The sequence below is a fragment of the Pseudomonas sp. MYb2 genome (assembly GCF_002979955.1).
In the GTDB taxonomy this organism is placed as follows: domain Bacteria; phylum Pseudomonadota; class Gammaproteobacteria; order Pseudomonadales; family Pseudomonadaceae; genus Aquipseudomonas.
The window spans coordinates 38,498-63,654 of the sequence record NZ_PCQC01000020.1 but is presented as its reverse complement, the minus strand read 5'-3'; the positions used below and the strand labels follow the sequence as shown (position 1 = coordinate 63,654).

Here is a 25,157-nt window from a genome sequence, read left to right as displayed (position 1 = left end):
TTTTGAATAATTTTGATTTTTTGCCTGAGTTGCGGGCTGCTGTGGCGCTGGGCTTCAGGCCTCAGCAACACCGTGAGCACAGATTAATGAGCTGCTTGAAAGTGAAAAAGCGGCTATAAAGCGTTTAACTGTCCACCAGAGAGTGACAATGAACCCGTTCGAAGACATGCGTATTTTTTGCCAGGTCATGGACTCCGGCAGCTTTACCTCCGCGGCCGATCAGTTGGGGCTTTCCAAGCAATTCGTCAGCCGGCGCTTGATGCAACTGGAAGAACGCCTTGGCGTGCGGTTGTTGAACCGCTCGACGCGGCGTCTGGACGTCACGCCACTGGGGCAGAGCTATTACGAATCGGCGCTGCGGCTTTTGGGCGAGGTCGAGCAAGTGGAGCAGGGCATCGCCGGGCAGACTGCCGAGCCGCGCGGAACGATCCGCTTGAGTGCGCCGCTGTCGTTTGCCGTGGCGCATCTGGGTTGCCTGCTGCCGATGTTTTTGCAGCGCTATCGCGAGGTCACGGTGGAGGTCGATCTGAGTGATCGGCCGGTGGATTTGCTCGGCGAGGGCTACGATCTGGCGCTGCGCATTGGCGTGCTGGAAGACTCGACACTGATTGCCCGACGCATCGCGTCGATCGAACGGGTGTACTGCGCCAGCCCGGCGTATCTGGCTGAACGTGGCACGCCCCTCGAGCCGGAAGACCTGCATAGCCATGACTGTTTGCCGTACGGGCATAGTCGTTCGGTGCAGTGGCGCTTCAACGCGGGGCAGGGCAAGCCGTTGTTGGTCAATGTCACCGGACGCATGCGCGTGAACAACGGCGAGTTGCTCAGGGATGCGGCGGTGCAGGGGATGGGCATTACTTATCTGCCGACGTTCATCGTTGGCGCAGCGTTAAAGGATGGCCGGCTGGTGCCGGTGCTGGATGATCTGCGGCCGGAGCCGCTGACGCTTTCAGCCGTTTACCCGCAACACCGCCAAGCCTCCAGACCGGTGCAGGCGTTGGTCGAGTTTTTGCGTGAACGCCTGAACGAGAGCCACGTCGCCCTCTGAGCCTTACGCAAATCAAAACTGTAGGAGTGAGCCTGCTCGCGATAGCGTTCTGTCTGTCACAGCTTCAGTGTCTGAATGACCGCTATCGCGAGCAGGCTCACTCCTACATTGGGATTATGGTTGTCTGCGGAATATGTAAACGCCACAAAACCCTGTGGGAGCTGGCTTGCCAGCGATGGCGGTGTGTCAGGCAATACAATTTTGTCTGACCCGGCCTCATCGCTGGCAAGCCAGCTCCCACAGGGGGTGTGGTGTTTTCAGGATGGATCAGTTGGCGCGCTTGTCATCGCCCGGCTCGCCGCCTACATGTACGCCACGATCATCGCCGACTTCGCCTGCAGCATGCACGCCACGATCATCACCGACTTCACCCGCGCGGTGGACGCCATGGTCATCTCCCGCTTCGGCGTGCGTGCCGCTGCGACCGGATGAGCCGCTGTCGCCCGAGTGTCCCGAGCCGTGGTCGCTGCCGCTGTGGCCACTGTTCCCGCCGCCACCGCTGCCGCTATTACCTCCTCCGCCGTGACTGCCACCGCCACCGCTTCCGCTTCCACCATTTCCACCGCTGCCACCGCCATTTCCACCGTGACTGCCGCCACCGCCACCACCACTTCCTCCACCACCACTCCCGCCATCCTTGGCATAAGCACTGGAAACCCCGGACAAGCTATCCGGAATCAGTACCGTAGACGCCGACAGAACTGCGCCGATGGCCATTGCGAGCACGAGCTTTTTAAGGTGCATATCGTTCTCCGTCTTTGTGGTCTTGTTGGGAACGTAAAAGTGCCTTGTTACAGGGCCCGGACCCGTTCCCGGAGTCAGTGAATACTCGACGCCAGTTCGAAAATCGGGATGTACATCAGGATCACGATGACCCCGATCAGCAGGCCGATAAACGTCATCAACAGCGGTTCGAACAACTTCACGAACCACTCCAGCCAGCGGCTGATTTCCTCGTCATAGAAGTCGGCGCTGCGCTCCATCATCTGCCCGAGGTTGCCCGACTGTTCACCGGCGCGCAGCAGGCGCAGGGACACCGGCGTCACCAAGTGATTGAGTTCCAGCGCGGTAGACAACGATTGCCCCTCGCGCACCCGCTCGCAGGCCTGATCCAGGCGCACTCGCGAAGCGACGGTGAGCAAGCCGCGCACCATGCTCATGGCGGTCACCAGCGGAATCCCGCCTTGCAGCAGAATCCCCAGCGAACGATAAAACCGCGCCAGTTCATACATGAAAATCCGTTGATGCACCGCAGGCAGTTTCTCCACCAGCCGATCCAGCCCACGGCGAAACGCCGGTTGCTTTTGCAGCACGGCGAGGGCGATGACAATCGCTGCCAGCGCACCGAAAAACTCAGCCTGATGCGCATGCAGAAACATGCCGCTGCTCATCAACACCTGCGACAGCCACGGCAGGTTATTGCCCAAGCCTTCAAACACCAGGCTGAAGCGCGGCACCACATAACCCATCAAGAACAACACCACGCCACCGCCGACCACCAGCAACAGCATCGGGTAGATCGAGGCGCTGATGATCTTCTGCCGCACCTCGTCCATGCGCTGGCGATAGCTGACGTAGCGCCCCAGCGCATCGCCGACCGCGCCGGTCTTTTCGCTGGACTGCACCAGCGCCACGTACAACGGCGGGAACACCGCCGACAACTGGCCCAGCGCCTGCGAAAACGATTTGCCCTCGTACAGCAGGCGCACCAGCTCACTCAAGGTTTTCCGGGCAGCCGGGGCGGTTTCTTTTTCGGCGAGGCTTTCCAGCGCATCGATCAACGGCAGGCCGGCATTGAGCAAAGTGGTCAGTTCCTGGCTGAACAACACCAGGTTGAAGGTCTCGCGCTGGCGCAGTTTCAGCGAACGCCAATGCTTGTCGGCGTGCGAGCTGAGCACGCGCAAACCTTGGTCCTCGGCGATCCGCCGCGCCTCGCTGTCACCCGGCGCTTCCACACTCAAGGACACCACGCCAGCCTTGCCAACCGCTTTCAAATGAAATCGCATGGGCCGCGCTCCGCTTACTGCCAGTTGGTCACTTCGGCGTTCTCGCCTTCGCCGCCGGGCTGGCCGTCCTTGCCCATCGACAGCAAGTCGTACTCGCTGTTTTCGCCGGGATAGCGGTAGGCGTAATTACGTCCCCACGGATCCTGCGGCAGTTTTTTCTGCAAGTAGGGGCCGGTCCATTTCGCCTCGTCGCTGGGTGCGGTGACCAAGGCCTGCAAGCCCTGTTCGGTGGACGGGTAATGGCCGACTTCCAGTCGATAGATGTCCAGTGCCTTGCTCAGCCCTTCGATCTGCGCCTTGGCCACTTTCACTTCCGAGCGGCCGAGTTGGGCGAAGTATTTCGGCGCGACGATCCCGGCCAACAGGCCGAGCACCACCAGCACCACGAGCAATTCGAGCAGGGTAAAACCGCGTTGGCTACGCGGACGAAATTGCAGCTTCATGATGACCTCCCGTGAGTGGCAGCCGTGTCGCCAGAAGGGCTTATGCAATTGCCATGCTCAGCCCCCACTGAAAATCACCTGATTGGCTGAAGCCCTTATGATCCGGGCATCTCAAGAGTCGGCACAGTGCTTGCGTATGGCTCAAACGTGATCGGCCATTGGGGCATTTCCCCCAATTTATCGGGGTCGATCCGGGGAGGCCCGACATGAAATTTCTCGCCAGCGGATTGCTCGGATGTGTGCTGCTCAGCGGCGCCGCGCAGGCCGATGTGTTCATCTCGGTGGACGCCAAGGGCAGCTATGTACTGTCCAACGTGCACCGGCCCGGACGCACCTACGAACGGGTGATCCGCGAAGCTGAAGCCACTGTGGTCAGCCTCGATCAGCAGCCGCAAATGATCGCCAACCAGCCCTACGCGGAACTTGTTTCGGCAGCCGCCAAAGTCAATCAGTTGCCTGAAGCATTGCTGCACGCGGTGATCAACGCCGAGTCCCATTACAACCCCGGCGCCACGTCGCCCAAAGGCGCCGGCGGGCTCATGCAATTGATGCCCGACACCGCACGGGAGTTGGGGGTGACCGACGTCTACGACCCCAAGGCCAACATCCAGGGCGGGGCCAAATACCTCAAGCGCCTGATGACCCTGTTCGACAACGACATCGCCCTCGCCGTAGCGGCTTACAACGCAGGTCCCGACGCGGTGCTCAGCCGTGGCCGGGTGATTCCGCCGTTCGCCGAAACCCAGCGTTATGTACCGAATGTGTTGCGTCAGTACCGGCGTCTGCAGGGCCTGGCGATGGACGCGCCGTTGTGACCCCAACCCGGTTTCCCCACTTTCGGGGCAAACCGGATAGACCCGAAAAGTGGGGAATAGGGGTGGGGAATATTCCCCGGATTCTCAAGTGGTCGCGGTAACTGACTGAACATTAAAGCAATTTTTTGTGGCACGCGGATTGCTCCGAGGCATTTGTCGAGAAGTGTTCCCACGAGCACCCACTACGAGGTTCCTGATCATGGCTGGCTTCCCTCACGCTCCGTCCCTGATTAACTGGCTGCTGATTCTGGCCTCGATGCTCAGCGTCGAGCTGGCCGGCGCGGCCGTGCGTTGCGAGCGCAACCTGGTGGCCAACGTCGTCGCCTTCGATCAACCGCTGATGTTCAACCGCCTCGGTGCGCAGAACATCAACGGCATGATGTTCGCCCTGCGTCGCGACGTGGTGGATGAGCATGAGCAGTCGCTGGCTTACGGCGGCGCCGCGGTGCCGGGCAAAGTCTCGCTGCGCCCGGACAAGCGTCCACGGCCGCTGGTGCTGCGCGTGGCTGCCGGCGATTGCCTGACGATCAATCTGCAGAACCTGCTCGACTATCAGGCCAACCCGAACAAGCACTTTGAGAACGAGGGCGAAGAAGAGGGCGCGGAAAACGCCAACGGCGCCGAAGACTTCAAAGTCGATGAGCAGGTGGCGGATCGTCACGTCGGTTTCCAGGTCAACGGCCTGCAAGCGGTGAACAGCATCGATGACATTTCCTCGTTCACCGGGCGGAACGCCAATACGTTGGTGCCACCGGGCGCGAGTCGTTCTTACACCTTGTACGCCGAACGTGAAGGCGCGTTTGCCGTCAGCAGCCGTGGCGCGACGTTTGGCGGCGAGGGCGCGGCCGGCAACGTCGCCAATGGTCTGTTCGGCCAGGTCGTCGTGTTGCCCAAGGGCGGTCGCACCTATCGCAATACCCTCACCGAAGAAGAAATGCGCCTGGCCACCACCGGCCGCGCACCCACTGGCCAACCGATCGTTGATTACCAGGCGCGCTACCCGCAACGCGAACCTTGGTTGCGCGAGGGCAAGGCCGGTACGCCGATCATCGGCATGGTCGACGGCAATGAAATCATCTCCAGCGAAAGCGATGCGATTGTCATGGGCAGCAACGCCGACGGCAGTTTCCCGTCCAGCACTTATCCGCTGGAATCGGTGGGCAAACGCAACCCGGCGATCCCCAACCGCCTCGAAGCGTTCCGCGATTTTGCCTCGCAGTTCCAGGACGAAACCGCCGCCACCCAAGCGTTCCCCGCGTACTGGGCCGACCCGGTGATGGCCCATGTGCTGGAGCCGACCCGCGACTCGTTCATGATCAACTATGGCTCCGGCGGCATGGGCGCCGAAGTGGTCGCCAACCGCTTGGGCGTGGGGCCGATGCACGATTGCCTGTCGTGCGCTTATGAAGAATTCTTCCTCAGCTCGCACACCGTCGGCGATGTGGCGATGCTGGTGGATGTGCCGGCCAACACCGGGCTTGAAAACATCGGCCCCGGCCAGATACCGCGCGCCGATCAGATCGGCGTGAAAGCCACCATGGCCCTGTATCCGTCCGAGCCGTCGAACGTCAACCACAGCTACATCGGTGACTTCGTCAAATTCCGCAATACCCACAACGGTCATGAGCAGCACATCTTCCACCTGCACGGCCATCAGTGGCTGTTCAACCCCAACGACGACAACTCCGATTACGTCGATGCCCAGGGTATTGGCCCGGGCGCCGGTTACACCTATGAAATCGCCAACGGTGGTTCGGGCAACCGCAACCGCGTGGCCGGCGATGCGATCTATCACTGCCATTTCTATCCGCACTTCGCCCAGGGCATGTGGGCCATGTGGCGGGTGCACGATGTGTTCGAAGAAGGCACTCGACTCGATGTTTCGCAGCAAGGCGCCGACGGTTACCACAGCGAACCGTTTGCCTTGCGCAGCGGCAAACCGGCGGCCGGCGCGCGCGCCTTGCCTGACGGCGAGATCGTTGCCGGCACACCCATTCCGGCGATTGTGCCGCTGCCGGGCAAAGCCATGGCGCCGATGCCGGGCAAAGTCGTGGTGGTGCCGAAAATCGGCGAAACCCTGGTCGCCGGCAATGATGACGACGATGACGAAGAAGAGGGCGATGACGACGGCGAGCACCATGGCGGCAACGCCGGCGGTCAAGCCATCGGTTCACTGGCGCTGGTCGATCGCAGCGAAGCCAACCGCAACGCCGACGGCAGCCTGAAAAACCCTGGCTATCCGTTCTGGATCGGCGGCATGGAAAGTTCGGTCGGCCAACGTCCGCCAACCCCGCCGCTGGACATGCTCGACGCCGCCACCGCGCAGTCTTTGAAGGCCAGCGGCAAAGCGCTGTGGGCCAACCTTGACCCGGCGCAGTCTGGCGGTTGGGATGGCGGCTTGCAGCGTCATGCACTCGACGGCGTCGCGGCCGGTGGCGAGGCGCACACCGTGACCACTTCGCTGGATTTCTCCAAGGAAGTCACCCGCGCCAAACCGATTTACCTGCCGGAAGAAGGCACCGAAGTCGAACAGGCGGCGATGGCTTTCCACGCGAAAAAAGATCACCCAAGTTATGCCTTGCTGCCCGGCAATCAAGTGGTCGCCAAAGCGTTCCGCACCAATGGCGCTTTGCCGATGGCGGGCGCGCCGTACTACGAACCGTGCATGGACGATCGGCAAAAACGCCTGACCGCCAGCGCTGGCAGCGGTGAGTTCGCCAGCGGTGAGCGCATCGACGGCATGTCCTTTGTTGGCGCCTCAAGCTTCACCGCCGACCGCCCACGGATCTACAAAGCCGCGAACATCCAGTTCGACGCGGTGTACAACAAGGTCGGTTATCACTTTCCGCAGGCGCGCATTCTGGCGCTGTGGGAAGACGCCTGGCCGGTGATCACCAAGCAGCGTCCACCAGAGCCGCTGGTGATGCGCATGAACACTTTCGATTGCGTGCAATACCAGCAAACCAACCTGGTGCCGGCCACCTATGAGATGGACGACTATCAGGTGCGCACGCCGACCGATGTGATCGGCCAGCACATTCACCTGCCGAAGTGGGATCTGACCTCGGCGGACGGCTCGTCCAACGGCTGGAACTACGAGGACGGCGTGCTCTCGCCGGGCGCCGTGCAGGAACGCATTCACGCGATCCGCGAGTTCAACCAGTGCGCTGGTACCGACCCGCGCGACGGCACTCAGGCCTGCCCGAAAGCCAAGAACCATCCGTTCTTCGGCCAATACGGGCGCGCCGATTGGGTCGGTGCGCGCACGGCGATGCAGCGCTGGTTCGTTGATCCGGTGGTCAATGCAAAAGGCGTCGATCGCGGCCTCGGCACGATCTTCACCCACGACCACTTAGGCCCATCGACGCATCAACAGATCGGTCTGTACGCGACTGTGCTCGCCGAGCCGGCCGGTTCCACCTGGTTCCACGCCGAAACCGGCGAGCCTCTCTATAGCGGCGCGCGTCAAGACGGTGGGCCGACGTCGTGGCAAGCGGTGATCAATACCGGCGACCTCGATGGCGACGGCAAGAACGACAGCTTCCGCGAGTTTTTCCTCGAATACAGCGACTTCCAGCACGCCTATGAAGCTGGCGTCTATGTCGGTGCCGGGCCTAACGGTGTGCCGAATGCGCAGGCGTTCCCGGCCACCGCCGACAGCTTCCGCTACGCAATCAACCCGCCAGTGCGTAACAACGCCAGCAACCTGCTTGAAGGTGTACTGGAAGTGCAGGGCGGTCAGGTACCGGGCTGCCCGAGCCGGCCATGTCCGCAGGCGATTTCGGTGGACGATCCGGGCATGTTCGTCGTCAACTATCGCAACGAACCGCTGGCCCTGCGCGTGTACGACCCGAACAAGGTCGGCCCGGACGGCAAGCGCGGCATGCAGGCCGACGGCCTCGGCGGCGATCTGTCGTTCGCCATGCAAAGCCGCACCGACCGGGCGATCCCGGCGATGAACCTGGCGCCGAATCTGCTCACCTCGGCGACCGGCCCTACCGGCGGCACCACGCTGTTCCCGCCGCACATCAACAAGGGCGGCGCCGAGCCGGGCGATCCGTTCACACCGATGCTGCGCACTTACACCGGCGACAACGTGCGGCTGCGGGTGCATGCTGGCGGCCATGAAGAAGAGCACAACGTCACCCTGCACGGCGTGAAATGGCTGCAGAGCGGTTCCGGTTTCGGCAACAGTTCCAACTCCGGCTGGCGTGCGTCGCAGATGATCGGCATCTCCGAGCAGATGGGCTTCATTGCGCCGGTGTCGATGCTGTCCAGTTCGGCGGCGACCACGGGCGACTATCTGTACTCGATGGACGCTTCGATCGAAGGCTACTGGAGCGGTATCTGGGGCGTGATGCGCAACTACACCGCCAAACGCGCCGACCTGTTCGCCATCCCGAACAACCCGAGCCCGGCGGGCATGCGCAACACCGTAGCGTTCGAGGGCAGTTGCCCGCGCTATGGCGCCAACCCTAACGGCATTGGCACTCGGCCCACTGTGCAGCGCAACTATGAAGTCGTCGCGGCGCTGGCCAACGACATCCTCGGCAATGCGCTGGGCCTGACCATCGGCGATCCCGAAGGGCTTGGCCAGCATGTCGGCGGGCCGCTGAATCCGGCGGGTGGCACCCTGGTACTGAACTCGCGCACGGTGAGCATTCCGCAGGTCACCGTGACCGATCCGGAGGATGGCGAAACCATCACCATCGGCGGGCAGAGCGGGCCGCTGCATGACCCGACCGCGATTCTGTATGTGCGCAAATCCGATCTCGATCCGGTCAGCGGCAAGCTCAAACCCGGCATCCCGGTCGAACCGCTGGTGCTGCGTGCGGCAGCGGGGGATTGCATCAACATCACTCTGGAAAACCGTCTACCGAGCGTGATGCCTGACCTGACCCAGACTGCCGTGATGCAAGGCATGGTCAAGCGTGATCGCAACAGCGGTCTGGGTTCGACCACCTTCAGCAACAACCTCATGCGGCCGTCCAGCCACGTCGGTCTGCACGCGCAGTTGCTGGCGTATGACATCACCAAATCCGACGGCGCCAACGTTGGCGCCAACCCGATCCAGACCGTGCCACCGCGTGTCGGCAGCAACGGCGCGTACCCGACTCGTACTTATCAGTACTACGCCGGGCACCTGGAGCGTGAAGGCAAACCGGTGACTCAACTGGGCCGCAGCGTCGACAACATCAATGCCACGGCGGTGGAGTTCGGCGGCTTGAACATCACCCCGGCGGACGTGATCAAGCAACCGCAAAAAGGCCTTGGCGGGGCGATGAGCATTCTGCCGATCGGCGCGACCTGGGTTGATGATGCGCGCAAGGTCAACGCTACGGTGACGGCACCTGGGCAAACCAGCTACCGCGACTTTGCGATGGTCTGGCACAAGGCGTTGAACACCCGTTGGGCCAATGGCCGGCCGGTGGAAGGGATCGCTGCTGAGGGCTTCGGCGTGCCGACCGATCCGCAGGACAACTCGAGCATGGCGATCAACTACAAGACCGAGCCGCTGTGGTACCGCTTCGGCCTCGCCCCGGATGCACCGTTTGGTCATGCCGATGGCGCGGGTTACGGCGACATGGTCAATGCGCACATGGCTTACAGCAATGCGCTGGTCGGTGGCGATCCGCAGACCCCGGTGCTCTACGCCAAACCGGGGCAGCCGTTGCGTACGCATATTTTGATGCCGAGCGGTGGCAGTCGTGGCACCACGTTCCAGCTCGACGGGCACGTCTGGTCGGTGAACCCGTTCCAGGCCGAGAAGAGCGACACCGGTGGTTATCCGATGGGCTCGCCGGGCGTCGGCTCGGTGCGCTTCGGCTACAACCCGATGTCGATGTACATCGGCGCCCACGAAAGCATCCTGCCGGCCGCGCACTTCAGCTTCATGATCCCCAGCGCCGGCGGCAGCAATGCGATCCCGGGGGATTACCTGTTCCGCGACTACGGCGCCTACGGCAACACCTCCGGATTATGGGGACTGCTGCGCGTAACCAACGAACCGGAACCGGCGCCGCAGGGGCAGTAGCAGAACGGTAATGTCCCGGTGGATGCAAATCCCCTGTAGGAGTGAGCCTGCTCGCGATTGGGGCTACTCGGTTTCGGATGGTGAGGCAGATGACGCTATCGCGAGCAGGCTCACTCCTACAGGGGCCGGTGGTGGGCAGTGAGGATGCGGTAGGAATGCAAATCCCCTGTAGGAGCGAGCCTGCTCGCGAATGGGAGCAACTCGGTTCTGGATGGTGAGGCGCAAGACGCCTTCGCGAGCAAGCTCGCTCCCACGGGGTCGGTGTTTTGTCAGGTAGCGTTTGGGGAGTGCGAGATGAACAGGATCATCAACATCATCGGTATTTGCTCGCTGGCCATGGCTGGGGCGGTGCTGTCGCTGAGTGAAATTGCCTTGGCGCAAACCGGCAGCGGGCAGACGCTGAACCGCGACGGCGTGGCGGTGGATTTCAACCTCAAGCCGCTGGCCGCCGACGGCAAACTGCGCGAAGGCGAATTCGCCGATGTGCAGTTCCACGTCACTGACAGCGCCTCCGGCCAGCCGTTGTCCGGCGTGGCACCGGGTGCCTGGGTCGATCCGCAGACCCTCGCCGCCGATCAAGCCCAGGGCCGTGACCAGAGCTGCAAAGCCCGGGTCGGCGTGTTCCTCAAGTCCAACATCGGCGCGCGGCCATTGTTGGATCTGAACAGCTATTTCCTGCTGGTGATGAACCGCGACGCGAGCATCGCCGTGGTCGATCCGTCGGTGTCAGTGGGCGGCATCACTAGCACCCTCGCGCGGATCGAACTCAAGCAACCGCCGATGGACTGGGTCACCCCCAAAGACAACAAACGCGTGTTCGTCTCGATGCCGACAGCGGGCGAAGTGGCCGTCATCGACAGCGAACAATTCAAGGTTCTCGATTCGGTCAAGGCCGGCAGCCAACCGGTGCGCGTGGCGCTGCAACCCGATGAACGTCTGCTGTGGGTCGGCAACAACGCGAGCAAAGGCGAAGACTCCGGCGTGACGGTGATCGACACGCAAAGCCTAAAAGCCCTCAAACATTTGAATACCGGTCGCGGCCACCACGAAATCACCTTCAGCAAAGACAGCCGCTTCGCCTTCGTCAGCAACCGCGACGACGGCACGTTAAGCGTGATCGACATCGCCAGCCTGACCATCGTCGAGCAGATCAAAACCGGCTCCCACCCATTGTCAGTCGCCTATTCTGCGCTGTCCGGCGCGGTCTACGTGGCCGATGGCAAGGACGGCAACGTGACCGTGATCGACGCCAGCACCCATGCCATTCGCCGGGTGATCAAACTGCAACAAGGCCTCGGCCCGATGGGCTTCAGCGCCGATGGCCGCTTTGGCGTGGTACTGAACACCGTGGAAAACCGCGCCAGCGTCATTGACGCTGCGACCAACACAGCGATCCATGATCTGGACGTCAGCGCCGAACCCTACCAAGTGGTGTTCACCCAGGCCTACGCCTACATTCGCGGACTCGCCTCGCCAAAAGTCACCATGATCAACCTGTCGTCCCTCGGCGAAGGTCGCCAGCCGATCAGCCAGGGCTTCGAAGCCGGCCCGCAAGCGCCGCGCCTGGCCGGCGATCTGCCCCTGGCCTCAAGCCTCGCGGTATCACGTGACGACAACGCAGTGTTCGTGGTCAACCCGGTCGACAACACCACCTATTTTTACGCCGAAGGCATGAACGCGCCGATGTCCGGTTACCCCAACCGTGGCCAGATCGCCCGCGCCGCCATGGTCATCGACCGCAGCCTGCGCGAGGTTTCGCCGGGGCTGTACAGCGCGCGGGTGAAACTGCCGGCGGCGGGGCGTTTCGACGTGGCGTTCCTGCTCAATCAACCGAACATCATTCACTGCTTCACCGCGCAGATTGATAGCGACGGACAACAGCAAAAACACCTCGGCCAGCCGAAGGTCGAGTTCCTTCTCGACAAGACGGCCGTTGCGCTCAACGACCCCTACGTCGTGCGTTTTCGCATCGTTCAAGGCAAAGACAAAACCCAGCGCAGCGGGGTGAAAGACGTGCAGTTGCGCTATTACCTCGCGCCCACTTCGCACCCCCGTCAAGTGGCGGCGCTGGAAGTTGCTGACGGCGTATACGAAGCGCCGATCAGCCTTGACCGCAGCGGCGCCTGGTACCTGCATGTGCGTGCGGCCTCGCTGGGTGCCGGTTTCGATGACAAGACCTTTGCCAGTGTTCGGGTAGCCCCCGGCCAGGCCCGTTGAAGAGGAGTTTCGACATGAAGCGATTTGCATCCACTGGCCTGCTGACCCTGTGCCTGTTGAGCCTCGGCATTCAACAAGTCCACGCTCATTCGGCCGACGAACACGCCGGACACAAAGCCCCGGCCAGCAGCACTCAGGAACACGCCCAGGTGAAATTCGCCAACGTGCCGCTGCTCGATCAAAACGGTAAAACCGTGCGCCTGGAACAAGACCTGGTGCAGGGCAAAATCGTCGTCATGAGCTTTATCTACACCAGTTGCACCACGGTGTGCCCGGTGGTCTCGTCGATCATGGGCAAGGTGCAGAAACAACTCGGCGCGCGCGTCGGCGATGAAGTGCAACTGGTCTCGATCAGCATCGACCCGCAACGCGATGACCCGAAACGCTTGCAGGAGTATGCGCGCGCGTTTCAGCGCGGGCCGGGCTGGAGCTGGCTGACCGGCTCGCCGCAGTCGATCAATGAAACCCTCAAGGGCCTTGGCAGTTTCAGTGGCGACCTGAAAAGTCATCAACCGCTGATCCTCGTCGGCGACGGCGACAGCCGCCACTGGATACGCTACTACGGCTTCACTGACCCGGCGCTGCTGGCCAAGGAAGTCGAGAAACTCAGTGGCCTGCGCACTCACGCCAAACACACCGCCATCGCCATGGAGCAACAGCCATGAGACTGCTCGACTGGATCTCCCTGACCGTATGTTTCTGGATCTTCAGCACCGTGGCGTTTGCCCACGAAGGCCACGTCTCTGAGCCGCAAGCCGCTGTGGCCGCCGCGCCGGCCAAAGGCACCCACGACGCGAAAACTTGGTTCACCGACACGCCGTTGCAGGATCAGAACGGCGAGACCCTGCGCTTCTACAGCGACGCGCTGCAAAACCGCATCGTTCTGCTCAACGTGATCTTCACCAGTTGCAACGATGCTTGTCCGCTGATCACCCAAAAGCTCAAGGAAGTCCGCGAGCTGCTCGGTGACAAGGCACAGGACATCACCTTCATTTCCCTTACCAGTGACCCGCTGCGCGACACGCCGGCGGTGCTCAAGGCTTACACCTTGAAGCAGGGTTCCGATGACCCTCATTGGCTTTTTCTTACTGGCGACAAAGCGCAGATGGACCTGGTATTGAGCCGCATCGGCCAGATCGTGCCGACCCCCGAGCAGCACTCCACGCAGTTGATCGTCGGCGATGTCGCCAATAAACGCTGGAGCAAAATCCGCCCCGACGCCCCGGCTGCCGCCATTGCCCAGCGCTTGCAGTTGCTGACAATGCCCGTGGCCGGCCGCTGAGCCCGCGCCATGAACCTGCGCGGCGTACTCGCCCTGATCCTGCTCGCTGGCGTCAGCCTTGGCGCGAGCGCTGCGCCGCTGACCCCGGAAGAAGCGGCGGGCAAGCGCCTGTACCGCCAAGGCCTTTCCGCCAGCGGCGAAGCGATCATGGCGCGGGTCGGCGCGGCGGGTGTGTTACTGCCGGCGACCAGCCTGCCGTGCGCCAATTGCCACGGCGCCGATGGCCTCGGTCGGCCCGAAGGCGGGGTACGTCCGCCGCCGCTGAACTGGGCGCGACTGACCAGCACTTACGGCCAGCGACAGGTCAACGGTCGCAGCTATCCGGCGTACACCGAGAGCAGTCTGGCCACCGTCATCGAGCAGGGCCGCGACCCTGGTGACAATCGCCTCGACCCGAGCATGCCGCGCTTTGTGCTGTCGATGAAGGATCAGCGCAACCTCACCGCGTACCTCAAACGCCTGGCCGACGAACGCGACCCCGGCCTCGATGCCGAGACCCTGCACCTGGGCACGTTGTTGCCCAGTCAGGGCCCGCTGGCGGAAGAGGGCATGACCATCGCAGCGATACTTAACGGCAGCGTGGCGCGGATCAATCAGGCTGGCGGCATTCATGGCCGGCAACTGCGCTTGACGGTGGTTGACCCGGGCCCGGATCGCGCCAGTGCCGAACAAGCCTTACAGCGGTTGATCGAGCAGGAACAGGTTTTTGCGTTGGTAGCACCGCTGGCGCCGGCCCTCGACGGCGAACTGGCGAGCCGCTTGGAACAGTCCGGCGTACCGCTGATTGGCGCCTTGTCGTCGCTCGGCTCGATGCAGGCCAGCCCGCAGATTTTCGACCCGTTGCCGGGCTTGCGCGAGCAACTGATCGCCCTGGCCGATTACGCCACGGCCAGCCTGCGCGTGCTGCAAGGGCCGACGCTGATTGCTTATCCCGATGACCCGTTGCAAGCGCAAGCGGCGACCACGCTCGCTGAATACTTGCAGGATCACGGCTGGCAGAAAGTTCATCTGCAAGCCTACGACCCGGCAGCAGAGGCTTTGCCACTGGGTTCGCGCTCGGTGTTTTATCTGGGCAATGGTGGTGGTTTCGGACGTCTGGCCACACGCCTGCAAGACGCCGGGCAGGTGCCATACCTGTTCGCCGCTTCGAGCCAGGTTGCTGGTGAGTTGCTGCAAGTGCCGGAGGGGTTCTCGCGGCGCGTGTTTCTCGCCTATCCGTTCGTGCCCAGCGACTGGACCCAGACCGGGCGCATGGCCCTGACGCTGTTGCGCGAAGGTCAGGGTCTCGGCGCCCAGCACGCGGTGCTGCAAGTCGGCGCCTACGCCTCGATGTTGCTGCTCAGCGAAGGCATGAAACAGGCCGGCCGCGACGCCAGCCGCGAAAAACTGGTGACGGCGCTGGAAGGTCTGCACGACTTCGACACCGGCCTGACTCCACGCCTCAGCTTTGGCCCCGGTCGCCGCTTGGGCTTGAGCGGCGCCCATGTGGTCACCGTGGATTTGCCCGATCAGCGCTTCTATCTGGTCGCCCCCTATAAACCGATTGTTGCCAGCCCCTGAACGGAGGGCCCGATCATGAAGCTCAGAATGCTGATCTTGTTGCTGACCTGTTGGCTCCCGTTGACGTGGGCCAATAACGAACCGGCCGTGGCGCGGGTCAATGGCGAAGAAATCTCCGGGTTTCGTTTTGAGCGCTTCTTCGTCGAATACCTTGAGGATCAGGGCCGCGCGGTGGCGAGCATTCGCAATCCCAAGGCCTACAAACAGCTGCGCCAGGCGGCGCTGCAAACGCTGATCGACAAGGAACTGCTGTGGCAGGAGTCGCAAAAACGCGGGGTGCAGATCGACGAGCAAGCGGTGCTTGCGCAAGTCGAGCAAACCCGCAGCGCTATCGGCGGCACGGATAAATTCGTCCGGCGCTTGCAGGACGCCGGTTTCGACGAGGCGTCTTTCACCGAATACACCCGCCGCGAACTGGCGGCGCAGCAGACATTCGCCGAGCTGATCCGCGCCAATACCTTGCAACCCCGGCACCTGATAATCCGTGTGCCCGCACAAGCGGATGCAGCCACAGTCGCGGCAGCGCGTCTACGCTTGTTGCAAATGCGCGCCTCGATCATCAGCGGGGCGACATTCGCCAGCCAACCCGTGCGTTCACCGTTCGGCTGGCATGTGATTTATTTGCAGAACCACTTGGAGGCCGCCGATGTCCCAGATTCGCAGGGGCTGGATACAGTCAGGGCACAGCTCGCCCGACAGCAACAGACCCAGGCTCGTCGCCAAGTGCTCGCGCAATTACGGGTGCAGAACAGGATCGAACGAATTGACGACGACTGAAGGTTCCCCCCCAATAGTGGGGAATGGCTTCGATGCCCATTCAGGTGCTTCCCCGTTTCTGGGGAACGGGGTACCGGGACGAGCGGGCATTGTCATTAATTTCAAGGACATGAAGACGTAAAATTACCGGCACTCAGCCTGGCATGAAGTGTGCGTTACCGATGGTAAGGCGCACTCTCAGGGCGGGGTCATCGGACCTGCTGTTTCAAGGAGTCGACCTTGGTTAACAAAGTACTGGTTGTCGAAGACGAACAGCTGCTTGCACAGAACCTTCAGGATTATCTGCTGGCGCAGGGGCTGGACGTCCGGATTGCACATGACGGAGCGACGGCGATCGGCTTGGCCGAAACGTTTGCCCCCGACGTGCTGGTGTTCGATTACCGCTTGCCCGATATGGAAGGCTTTGAGGTGCTCGACGCGGTCCGCCAGAACAGGACGTGCCATTTTGTGCTGATAACGGGTCACCCGACCGCTGAAGTCTGTGAGCGGGCGCGGCAACTGGAAGTCAGCCACATCCTGTTCAAACCGTTTCCATTGGCGGAACTGGCCCGAGCTGTCTGCGACCTTCTTGGCATCAAGCGCGAAGCGAAACCCGGTGCGAGCCCTTCAGAAGGCTTTGTCGAACGACGCCAGAGCAGGACCGAGAGCTTCCCGTTGCAGTTGTACGATGGCAGTTGGGTGTTGGCGGATCGGCGACGGCAGTCGCAATCCATGGCGCCGGACGACGATCAAATGCTCACCGGGGAGTAATGGCGCGATCAGACGTTCCGGCTTTTGCCGCCAAGGTTTGCCGCGCCGACAGGGCTCTAAGCCCCGGTTGGAGAGCAAGCCATGGAACGTCTGTCCGTTGTCGTCGAACCGCTGTTGGCCGAAAGCGCGCCAGAACGCTTTTCCAGTGAACAGCTTGCCCAGGCCCGGGCGCGGGCCGCCACTTCCGGCGAACGTGTTCTCGAAGCCCTCGGCGTCCTCTGTGAACTGGCGCCGATGCCGTTCATTCACACCCTCGGCGCGACCCTGCATTACCCGGTGCTCGACACCGACAGCCTGTTTGCCGCGACGCCGGTGTTCGACCGCGTCACCCTCGCACAATGCCTGAAACGTGAATTCATCCTGCTGCGCCACAACGACGAAGTCATCGGCGTGTTTGCCGACCCCTTCGACCCGGCGCGGCTGGCCTGGATCGACGATTGCCTGCACGGCGCGCCGCTGCATCTGGTGCACGCCGATGATCTCAAGGCCTATCTGGCCCGCCACGAAGAAAGCTTCCACGCCGTCGAATCGCTCAACGCCCAGGGCGACACCCACAACGAAATCGACACCCTGCAAAGCCTGTCGCTGACCAGCATCAGCGAAGACGCCAGCAGCGTGGTGAAACTGGTCAACTCGACCCTCTACGACGCGCTGAAAATGCATGCCAGCGACATCCACCTCGGCACCACCGGCAACGGTCTGGTGATCAAATATCGCATCGACGGCGTGCTCAACAACATCAGCAAAGTCCAAGGTGCGGAGTTCTCCGAGCAGGTGATCTCGCGGGTCAAGGTCATGGCTGAACTGGACATCGGCGAAAAACGCGTGCCGCAGGACGGTCGCTTCAAGATCGGCATCAGTGGCCGGCAGATCGACTTCCGCGTGTCGATCATGCCGAGCATCTTCGGCGAAGACGCGGTGCTGCGAGTGCTCGACAAACAGGATCTGGCCGACAAGGTCTGCGGTGTGCAATTGCAGGCGCTGGGCTTTGAAGACGAAACCCTGCGCCAGTTGCGCCGCCTCGCCGCCGAGCCCTACGGCATGGTCCTGGTGACGGGCCCGACCGGCAGCGGCAAGACCACCACGCTGTACGCGATGATCACCGAGATCAACCACGGCGTGGACAAGATCATCACCATCGAAGACCCGGTCGAGTATCAATTGCCGGGCGTGCTGCAAATCCCGGTCAACGAGAAAAAAGGCCTGACCTTCGCCCGCGGCTTGCGCTCGATCCTGCGCCACGACCCGGACAAAATCATGGTCGGCGAAATCCGCGACCCGGACACCGCACAGATCGCCGTGCAATCGGCGCTCACCGGTCACCTGGTGTTCACCACCATCCACGCCAACAACGTTTTCGACGTGATCGGCCGCTTCACCCAAATGGAAATCGACCCCTACAGCCTGGTCTCGGCGCTCAACGCGATTCTCGCCCAGCGCTTGATTCGTTTGGTGTGCGCCAGTTGCAGCGCGCCGGTCAACCCGAGCGATGAAGAACTGCGCGCCTCGGGCCTCGATCCGCAGAAAGTCGATCACTACCACTTCGTCCACGGCAAAGGCTGCGGCCACTGCCGGGGCAGCGGTTATCGCGGGCGCACGGCGATTGCCGAGTTGCTGCACCTCGACGACGAACTGCGTCAGATGATCGTCGAGCGCCAACCGATCACCCAAATCAAAGCCCTGGCCTGCGCCCGTGGTTTGCGCCTGTTGCGCGAGTCGGCGCTGGAGCTGGTGGAACAAGGTCGCACCACGCTGGAGGAGATCAATCGTGTCACTTTTATCGCGTGAGCGTTTTGTCGCCGTGCTCGGCGCCAGCGGTGTTGGCCTGGGGCAGCGGCGTGGCAGCGAGACCCTGTGGCTGGGCAGCGTCGGTTACATCGACGAAGGCTTCCAGAGCTACGCGGTGGCGCTGGACACCCTCGACCGCCTGCTCGGTGAACACGCCCGCGCCGGGGCCGAATTGAGCGTGGTCATCTCCGGGCACTTCAGCCGCTTCTGCCTGGTGCCGTGGAGCGCGCAGATCAGCAGCCCTGAGGAACTGCGCGGCTTTGCCCAACTGTGTTTCGAAGACCTGTTTGGCGCGCCGACCCAGCCGTGGAGTCTGGTGCTGTCCGCCGAACCTGCCGGTTACGACCGCATTGCCAGCGCCTTGCCGCAAGACTTGCTCGAACGCTTGCGCACACTGGTCAGCGCTCGCGGTTTGCGCCTGCGCTCGGTGCAACCGTACCTGATGGCGGCGTTCAACCGCTTCGACAAAAGTCTGGATGCCGGCGACTTCCTTTTCGTCGTCGCCGAGCCGCAACGCAGCGTGTTGTTGCTGGTGAGGGAAGGGCGCTGGGCCGGTGTGCGCTCGGTCGGTGGCAGCGACAGCGATGCCGCGTTGAATGCCCTGATCGGTCGCGAACGGCAGCTGCAAGCTTCGACCAGCGAACGCGCGTTCAGTGTTTATCTGCATGCACCGGCGCGCCTCGATGCGCATCCGGACGTGGCGGGTGTGCAACTGCGCACCCTTGAAGACGCCTCGATGAACGTGCGTGACGGCTTGTACGTCATGTCCCGGGCGGTGGCCTGACATGCGCGCGCTCAATCTCGACTTTCAGCCACGGCCACGTTCGGGCCCATTGGGTTGGAGCCTGCTCGGCGCCGGCGTGCTGCTGGCGCTGCTGTGCTTCGGCGTGCAACAGCACCTCGACGCGCACACCGAACAGCAACAAGGCCACCTGCAAACCACCCAGCGCCAGCTCACCGGTGACAGCGGCGCCAAGTCCACCCTGAGCCCGGCGGAAACCCGCGAGCAAGCGGCAAACCTCGCCGAAATGCGCAAGGTCTCGCAGCAACTGCGCCGGCCGTGGGAGCGCCTGTTCGCCATGCTCGAAGAGATGCCGCGCGATGACGTCGCGCTGCTGACCCTGACCCCGGATGCGCGCAAAGGCCAGGTCCGCATCAGCGCCGAAGCGCGGGATCTGCAAGCGATGCTCGACTTCCACAAACGTCTGGAAGCCAGCGACGAACTGTCCGACGTGTCGCTGCTGAGCCACGAAATCGTCGTCAAATCGCCGGAACAACCGGTGCAATTCAACCTGTCGGCGACTTGGGAGATTGGCGATGCGAATCCCTAGACTGATCGTCCACGAATACCTGCAAGGCGTCGGCATTCCGGGCCTCGCCGGGCTGGCGCTGCTGCTGGTCGCCGTGGCTTGGGCACTCGGCAGTTTGTTGCCGGGCTGGCAATCGTTGCAGCACCTCAGCCAACAGACTCAGGAAGCCACCGCATACCTGGCCAAGGTTGAAGACGGCAGCATCGCGCCGCCGGTGGTGCCACAACGTCAGCTCGACGATTTCCGCAACAAACTGCCGGCGCAGCCGCAAGCCACCGTCGCCATCGACCGCATCTACGCTCTCGCAGCCCAGGAGCACATCACTCTGGCACGCGGCGAATATGCACTCGGCGTCGATCCGAAAACCCATCTGGCGCGTTATCAGATCCTGTTGCCAGTGCGCGGCAGCTACCCGCAACTGCGCCGATTTCTGCACGCCTTGCTCGGTCAGTTGCCAGCGGTGGTGGTGGAAGACCTCGAGTTGCAACGCAAGAAGATTGGCGACACCGACCTCAATGGCCGGATCCGTATGACCCTTTACCTGTCGAGGTCGTGATGAATACCAAGCGCGTGACAGGGTGGTTGGCGTTCTTCGGCGTAGCGGCCGCGCTGGCGTGGTTGCCGGAATATTTCTCGCCAAGCGAAGACGCCGATTCGCACGAAGTGGCTGTCGCTACGCCGGGGAAAACCCGGGGCGCGCTGCCGGCCAGCACCGCCAAGGCCAAGGATGCGCCGATCAAGGACCTGAGCCCGGCCGGCGACCTGTTCGCGGCCAAATCCTGGAAGGCCGCGCCAATTCTGGCCACGGTCACCGAAATGGCCATCAATCCAGCAACAGTGGTGCAAGCCCCGAGCCTGCCACCGGTGCCGTTTCAGTTCGTCGGCAGGCTGCATGACCGCAGCGACCTGCAAGTGTTTTTGCAGAACGGCGAAAAGATCTACGTCGTGCGCAACGGGGATGTGATCGACGACACCTGGAAGATCACCGGCATTTCCGATGTGGAATTGAGCCTGGTCTACCTGCCCTTGCATTTGTCGCAGACCCTGTCTGTGGGGAGTACGCAATGAACCGTTGCCGTTTGCTGATGAGCCTGGGCCTGTGTGCCGGGCTGGCCGCGTGCAGTTCCGCACAAGTGGCCAACAAGGAAGCCGCCGACCTGATTGAACAGGGTCAGTACGAGGCGGGGCTGGCCCGAATCGAAGAAGGCCTGCGCGAAAACCCACGGGACACCGAGCTGCACTTGCTGCTCAACAGCGGTCGGGCCAAGGCGATCACGGCGTTGCTGACGACCGGCGACACTGACCGCTCGCGCCGCGACTTCGCTTCGGCGCGGGTGGCCTACAACCGCGCGCTGACCATCGAGCCGAACAACCGCCGCGCCCAGGATGCCCTGAAGCAGATGGATTACCTGCGCAGCATGGACGAGAAACTCGAATTGGCCCGTGGCGACCTGCGTCGTGGCGACATCTACGGCGCTGATCGCCAGGTCAAACAGATCCTCGAACTCGACCCGAACAACGAGGGCGCACTGGAGCTGCAAGGCAACATTCGTCTGGTGCAGAGCCGCAACGTCATTCCTTATCCGCAACTGCGCACCAAGCTTGATCGCCCGGTGACCCTGGAATTTCGTGACGCCAACCTGAAGACCATTTTCGAAGTGCTGTCGCAGGTCGCCGGACTGAACTTCATCTTCGACAAAGACCTGCGCCCGGACATGAAAGCGACGATCTTCGTGCGTGACGTGCGCATCGAAGACGCCGTGACCCTGCTGCTGCAACAGAACCAGTTGCACCAGAAAGTGGTGAACGAAAACACCTTGCTGATCTACCCGGACTCACCGCAGAAAGTGAAGGATTACCAGGAACTGGTGATGCGCACGTTCTACCTGACCAGCATCGACGCCAACACCGCGCTGAACATGGTCAAGACCATGCTCAAGACCCGCGACGTGTTCGTCGACGAACGCCTCAACACCCTGACCATGCGCGACACCGAAGACGCCGTGCGCATGGCCGAGAAACTCCTGCAATCGCAAGACCAGTCCAACCCGGAAGTGGTGCTTGAAGTTGAAGTGATGGAAGTCGCCACCCAGCGCATCCTCGACCTTGGCCTGCAATGGCCGAACACCTTCGGCGTGGTCAACAGCGACGGTTCGGCGGTGACCCTGCTTGATCAACTGAAAGGCATCAATTCCAGCCGGATTTCGATCTCGCCGTCGCCGCAAGCCAAAATCAACGCTCAGGACAATGACATCAACACACTCGCCAGCCCGGTGATTCGTGTGAGCAATCGCGAGCAGGCACGCATCCACATCGGTCAGCGCGTACCGATCATCAGCGCCACTTCGGTGCCGTCGACGCAAGGCCCGGTGATCACTGAGAGCGTCACTTATCTGGACGTCGGTCTGAAGCTCGAAGTGCAACCGACCGTGCACCTGAACAACGAAGTGGCGATCAAGATTGCTCTCGAAGTGAGTAACGCCACGCCGCTGGAACCGACCCGCCAGGGCACGATTCCGGTGCAGGTCGACACCCGCAACGCGCAAACCTCGCTGCGCCTGCACGACGGCGAAACGCAGATCCTCGCCGGCCTGATGCGCAACGATCACGGCGCCACCGGCAACAAGATTCCGGGTCTCGGCGATATTCCTGGCATTGGCCGGCTGTTCGGCAGCAACAAGGACACCGTCGGCAAATCGGAACTGGTGCTGTCGATCACGCCACGGATCGTGCGCAACCTGCCGTATCAGAGCCCGTCGGACATGGAGTTCTCCACCGGCACCGAAACCAGCATGCACATCCAGGCACCGGATCGTTCGCAGAGCTACGTGATGCCGGCGCCTGCCGCGCAGCCGCGTGCAGTCGGTGAATCGGCCGTGGCCACCACCCGCGTCAGTGTCGAGAAGCCTTGATCATGAACGCCTGCCAACGCGGTTTCAGCCTGATCGAAGTCGTGGTGACGCTGGCCCTGATCGGTCTGTTGGCGAGCATGGCCGCGCCGCTGACCGAGACCCTGGTGCGGCGTGGCAAGGAGCAGGAATTGCGCAACGCGCTGTACCAGATTCGCGATGGCATCGACGCCTACAAACGCGCGTTCGATGCCGGTTACATCGAGAAGTCGCTGAACAGCAGCGGCTACCCGCCGAACCTGCAAGTACTGGTCGAAGGCGTGCGCGATGTGCGCAGCGCGAAGGGCGCCAAGTTCTACTTTTTACGCCGCATCCCGCGCGATCCGCTGGTGCCGGCCAAACGTGATGACGAAGGGGGTTGGGGCGTGCGCGCCTACAACAGTTCGGCTCAGAACCCGCGCGATGGCGAGGACGTTTTCGACGTCTATTCCCACGCCCGGGGCAAGGGCCTCAACGGCATCGCCTACCGCGAGTGGTGAACCTCATGCGCCGGGAAAAAGGTTTTACCTTGCTGGAGCTGATGGTGGTGATGGCGATCATCGCCACGCTGATGACCATCGCACTGCCGCGCTACTTCAACAGCCTTGATGCGTCGAAGGAAACCACCTTGCGCCAGAGCCTGTCGGCGATGCGCGAGGCGCTGGATCACTTCTACGGCGACACCGGCCGTTATCCGGATTCCATCGAACAACTGATCGAACAACGTTACCTGCGCAACGCGCCACTCGATCCGATCACCGAGCGCAAAGACCAGTGGGTGCTGATCGCGCCACCGGACGGTGTGGCGGGCGGCGTGGCCGACATCAAAAGCGGTGCTACCGGGAGGGCGCGTGATGGCAGCCAGTATTCCGAGTGGTAACCGCGCGCAGCAGGGTGGTTTCACCTATCTGGGCGTGCTGTTCCTGATTGCGGTGATGGGCATGGGCCTGGCCAGTGCCGGCGAGTTGTGGTCGACCGGTTCGCGCCGCGACCGTGAGCGCCAATTGCTCTGGGTCGGCACCCAATACGCCCAGGCGCTGCGCAGCTACTACCGCAGTTCGCCGGGGCTGGCGCAGTACCCGAAAGAGTTGGCAGACCTGCTTGAAGATCAGCGCTTTCCAGAGGCGAAACATCATCTGCGGCAGCTCTATCCAGACCCGATCGGTCAGGGCGAGTGGGCACTGCAACGCGGTTTCGATGGCCGCATCACCGGCCTCAACAGTCCCTCGGCCGAGCTGCCGTTGAAGCAGGCGGACTTCCCGACGCAGTGGTCGGATTTCGACGGCATGCAGCGTTATTCGGACTGGCAGTTCGTGGCAGAAAAGGCCTTTCTCGACGGCACTGGCACTAGTAGCGGGGGCCCGGCCAAAGGCCAGTCGAATTTGCCCCAGGCGTTGCAGCCATGACTCGCCACTGGTGGTGCGCGCTGATTCTCACCGTGGCGGCGTGCTGCGCCCATGGCGGTGAAGAAGACGAAATGATGGGCTTCATCGTCGATGACACGATCTCGCACATCGGCCACGACTTTTACTACTCGTTCAGTGAACGCCTGCGCGATACCAGCCCGATGGATTTCAACCTGGTGGTGCGCGAGCGGCCCGACGCGCGCTGGGGCAGCCTGGTGACCGTGGAATATCAGCAACGCCTGGTTTATCGGCGCTTCCTGCCGCCGAATACCGTGGAACTGAAGGACGAGGCCTACGCGGCCGCCGACTGGGTTCGACGCCAGGTTGTCCAGCGCAAGCTGGAGGCTCTGTTGCAGGACACCACCGACCTTGAGAAGGACGAACTATGAAAAGCACAACGTTCTCACGGCGCAGCGGATTCTGGATCTCGGGGTTGTTGATCGGGCTCGCCAGCGCTGCCGCGGTCCAGGCCACTGAACTGGTCTACACGCCGGTCAACCCGTCGTTCGGCGGCAACCCGCTCAACGGCACCTGGCTGCTCAACAACGCCCAGGCACAAAACGATCACGACGACCCGGACATCCAGAGCCGTTCGGCGGTGGCCGGGACATCGGCACTGGAGCGCTTCACCAGTCAATTGCAATCGAGGCTGCTAGGGCAGTTGCTGGACAACATCTCCACCGGCAACACGGGGAGCCTGTCCACCGACTCTTTTATCGTCAACGTCATCGACGACTCCGGGGCACTGAGCATTGAAGTGACCGATCGAGCGAGCGGTGAGGTTTCGGAAATTCAGGTGAACGGCCTCAACCCATGACGGGCTGACGGTTCCG

General features: G+C 62.4%; 23 protein-coding genes. 20 read left to right on the top strand and 3 right to left on the bottom strand.

Features of this window, described 5'->3' with window-relative positions; genetic code table 11:
- Positions 1-148: 148 nt before the first annotated feature.
- The gene (locus CQ009_RS24990; protein ID WP_064392600.1) at positions 149-1,048 is read left to right on the top strand and encodes a LysR family transcriptional regulator; all 900 of its coding nucleotides are present in this window, start codon (positions 149-151) and stop codon (positions 1,046-1,048) included.
- A 267-nt stretch (positions 1,049-1,315) separates the two neighbouring features.
- Here CQ009_RS24990 and CQ009_RS24985 read toward each other — a convergent pair whose 3' ends face one another.
- From CQ009_RS24985 to gspG, 3 genes are all read right to left on the bottom strand, one after another.
- The gene (locus CQ009_RS24985) at positions 1,316-1,792 is read right to left on the bottom strand and encodes a hypothetical protein (RefSeq protein WP_105709039.1); all 477 of its coding nucleotides are present in this window, start codon (positions 1,790-1,792) and stop codon (positions 1,316-1,318) included.
- A 74-nt stretch (positions 1,793-1,866) separates the two neighbouring features.
- Entirely contained in the window at positions 1,867-3,054 is a 1,188-nt protein-coding gene (locus CQ009_RS24980) for a type II secretion system F family protein (protein ID WP_105709038.1), read from the bottom strand.
- Between the two features lie 14 nt (positions 3,055-3,068).
- Positions 3,069-3,497 carry a type II secretion system major pseudopilin GspG gene (gspG, locus tag CQ009_RS24975; protein WP_105709037.1) on the bottom strand — a complete coding sequence of 143 codons (429 nt, stop codon included), beginning with the start codon at positions 3,495-3,497 and terminating at the stop codon, positions 3,069-3,071.
- A 206-nt stretch (positions 3,498-3,703) separates the two neighbouring features.
- On the opposite strand from gspG, the gene CQ009_RS24970 reads away from it, so the two are divergent.
- The 19 genes from CQ009_RS24970 to CQ009_RS24880 all read left to right on the top strand — a co-directional run bounded on the left by CQ009_RS24970 (position 3,704) and on the right by CQ009_RS24880 (position 25,141).
- Positions 3,704-4,312 carry a lytic transglycosylase domain-containing protein gene (locus CQ009_RS24970; RefSeq protein ID WP_064392605.1) on the top strand — a complete coding sequence of 203 codons (609 nt, stop codon included), beginning with the start codon at positions 3,704-3,706 and terminating at the stop codon, positions 4,310-4,312.
- A gap of 199 nt (positions 4,313-4,511) precedes the next feature.
- Positions 4,512-10,346, top strand: coding sequence for a manganese-oxidizing multicopper oxidase MnxG (gene mnxG / locus CQ009_RS24965; protein WP_105709036.1), 5,835 nt, complete (start codon positions 4,512-4,514; stop codon positions 10,344-10,346).
- 294 nt (positions 10,347-10,640) lie between these two features.
- Positions 10,641-12,563 carry a YncE family protein gene (locus CQ009_RS24960; protein WP_105709035.1) on the top strand — a complete coding sequence of 641 codons (1,923 nt, stop codon included), beginning with the start codon at positions 10,641-10,643 and terminating at the stop codon, positions 12,561-12,563.
- 14 nt (positions 12,564-12,577) lie between these two features.
- Positions 12,578-13,228 (top strand): SCO family protein, encoded by a 651-nt coding sequence (locus CQ009_RS24955; protein WP_105709034.1) that lies wholly within the window; start codon positions 12,578-12,580, stop codon positions 13,226-13,228.
- Complete coding sequence (locus tag CQ009_RS24950) at positions 13,225-13,845, top strand: SCO family protein (protein WP_105709033.1); 621 nt, start codon at positions 13,225-13,227, stop codon at positions 13,843-13,845. Before CQ009_RS24955 ends, CQ009_RS24950 begins: the two co-directional genes overlap by 4 nt.
- A gap of 9 nt (positions 13,846-13,854) precedes the next feature.
- Positions 13,855-15,405, top strand: a complete 1,551-nt coding sequence (locus CQ009_RS24945) for an ABC transporter substrate-binding protein (protein WP_105709032.1) — start codon at positions 13,855-13,857, stop codon at positions 15,403-15,405.
- A gap of 15 nt (positions 15,406-15,420) precedes the next feature.
- Positions 15,421-16,182, top strand: coding sequence for a SurA N-terminal domain-containing protein (locus CQ009_RS24940; protein WP_105709031.1), 762 nt, complete (start codon positions 15,421-15,423; stop codon positions 16,180-16,182).
- 219 nt (positions 16,183-16,401) lie between these two features.
- Entirely contained in the window at positions 16,402-16,932 is a 531-nt protein-coding gene (locus CQ009_RS24935) for a response regulator (RefSeq protein WP_105709030.1), read from the top strand.
- A gap of 81 nt (positions 16,933-17,013) precedes the next feature.
- Positions 17,014-18,720 (top strand): GspE/PulE family protein, encoded by a 1,707-nt coding sequence (locus CQ009_RS24930; RefSeq protein ID WP_064392624.1) that lies wholly within the window; start codon positions 17,014-17,016, stop codon positions 18,718-18,720.
- Positions 18,701-19,504 carry a hypothetical protein gene (locus tag CQ009_RS24925; protein ID WP_105709029.1) on the top strand — a complete coding sequence of 268 codons (804 nt, stop codon included), beginning with the start codon at positions 18,701-18,703 and terminating at the stop codon, positions 19,502-19,504. Before CQ009_RS24930 ends, CQ009_RS24925 begins: the two co-directional genes overlap by 20 nt.
- A gap of 1 nt (position 19,505) precedes the next feature.
- Complete coding sequence (locus CQ009_RS24920; protein ID WP_105709028.1) at positions 19,506-20,051, top strand: PilN domain-containing protein; 546 nt, start codon at positions 19,506-19,508, stop codon at positions 20,049-20,051.
- A complete protein-coding gene (locus CQ009_RS24915; RefSeq protein WP_105709027.1) occupies positions 20,038-20,586 on the top strand; it encodes a GspMb/PilO family protein in 549 nt (182 codons plus the stop codon). The genes CQ009_RS24920 and CQ009_RS24915 overlap by 14 nt, the downstream gene beginning before the upstream one ends.
- A complete protein-coding gene (locus CQ009_RS24910) occupies positions 20,586-21,098 on the top strand; it encodes a hypothetical protein (RefSeq protein WP_105709026.1) in 513 nt (170 codons plus the stop codon). Before CQ009_RS24915 ends, CQ009_RS24910 begins: the two co-directional genes overlap by 1 nt.
- Positions 21,095-22,942 (top strand): secretin N-terminal domain-containing protein, encoded by a 1,848-nt coding sequence (locus CQ009_RS24905; protein ID WP_105709025.1) that lies wholly within the window; start codon positions 21,095-21,097, stop codon positions 22,940-22,942. The genes CQ009_RS24910 and CQ009_RS24905 overlap by 4 nt, the downstream gene beginning before the upstream one ends.
- Positions 22,943-22,944: 2 nt before the next feature.
- Positions 22,945-23,418 carry a type II secretion system protein gene (locus CQ009_RS24900; protein WP_007919393.1) on the top strand — a complete coding sequence of 158 codons (474 nt, stop codon included), beginning with the start codon at positions 22,945-22,947 and terminating at the stop codon, positions 23,416-23,418.
- A 5-nt stretch (positions 23,419-23,423) separates the two neighbouring features.
- Complete coding sequence (locus CQ009_RS24895; protein WP_064392635.1) at positions 23,424-23,798, top strand: type II secretion system protein; 375 nt, start codon at positions 23,424-23,426, stop codon at positions 23,796-23,798.
- Positions 23,773-24,324, top strand: a complete 552-nt coding sequence (locus CQ009_RS24890) for a type II secretion system protein (protein ID WP_105709024.1) — start codon at positions 23,773-23,775, stop codon at positions 24,322-24,324. Before CQ009_RS24895 ends, CQ009_RS24890 begins: the two co-directional genes overlap by 26 nt.
- Entirely contained in the window at positions 24,321-24,713 is a 393-nt protein-coding gene (gene csgE / locus CQ009_RS24885; protein ID WP_064392640.1) for a curli production assembly/transport protein CsgE, read from the top strand. Before CQ009_RS24890 ends, csgE begins: the two co-directional genes overlap by 4 nt.
- Complete coding sequence (locus CQ009_RS24880) at positions 24,710-25,141, top strand: curli assembly protein CsgF (RefSeq protein WP_105709023.1); 432 nt, start codon at positions 24,710-24,712, stop codon at positions 25,139-25,141. The genes csgE and CQ009_RS24880 overlap by 4 nt, the downstream gene beginning before the upstream one ends.
- The last annotated feature ends 16 nt before the right edge of the window (positions 25,142-25,157 follow it).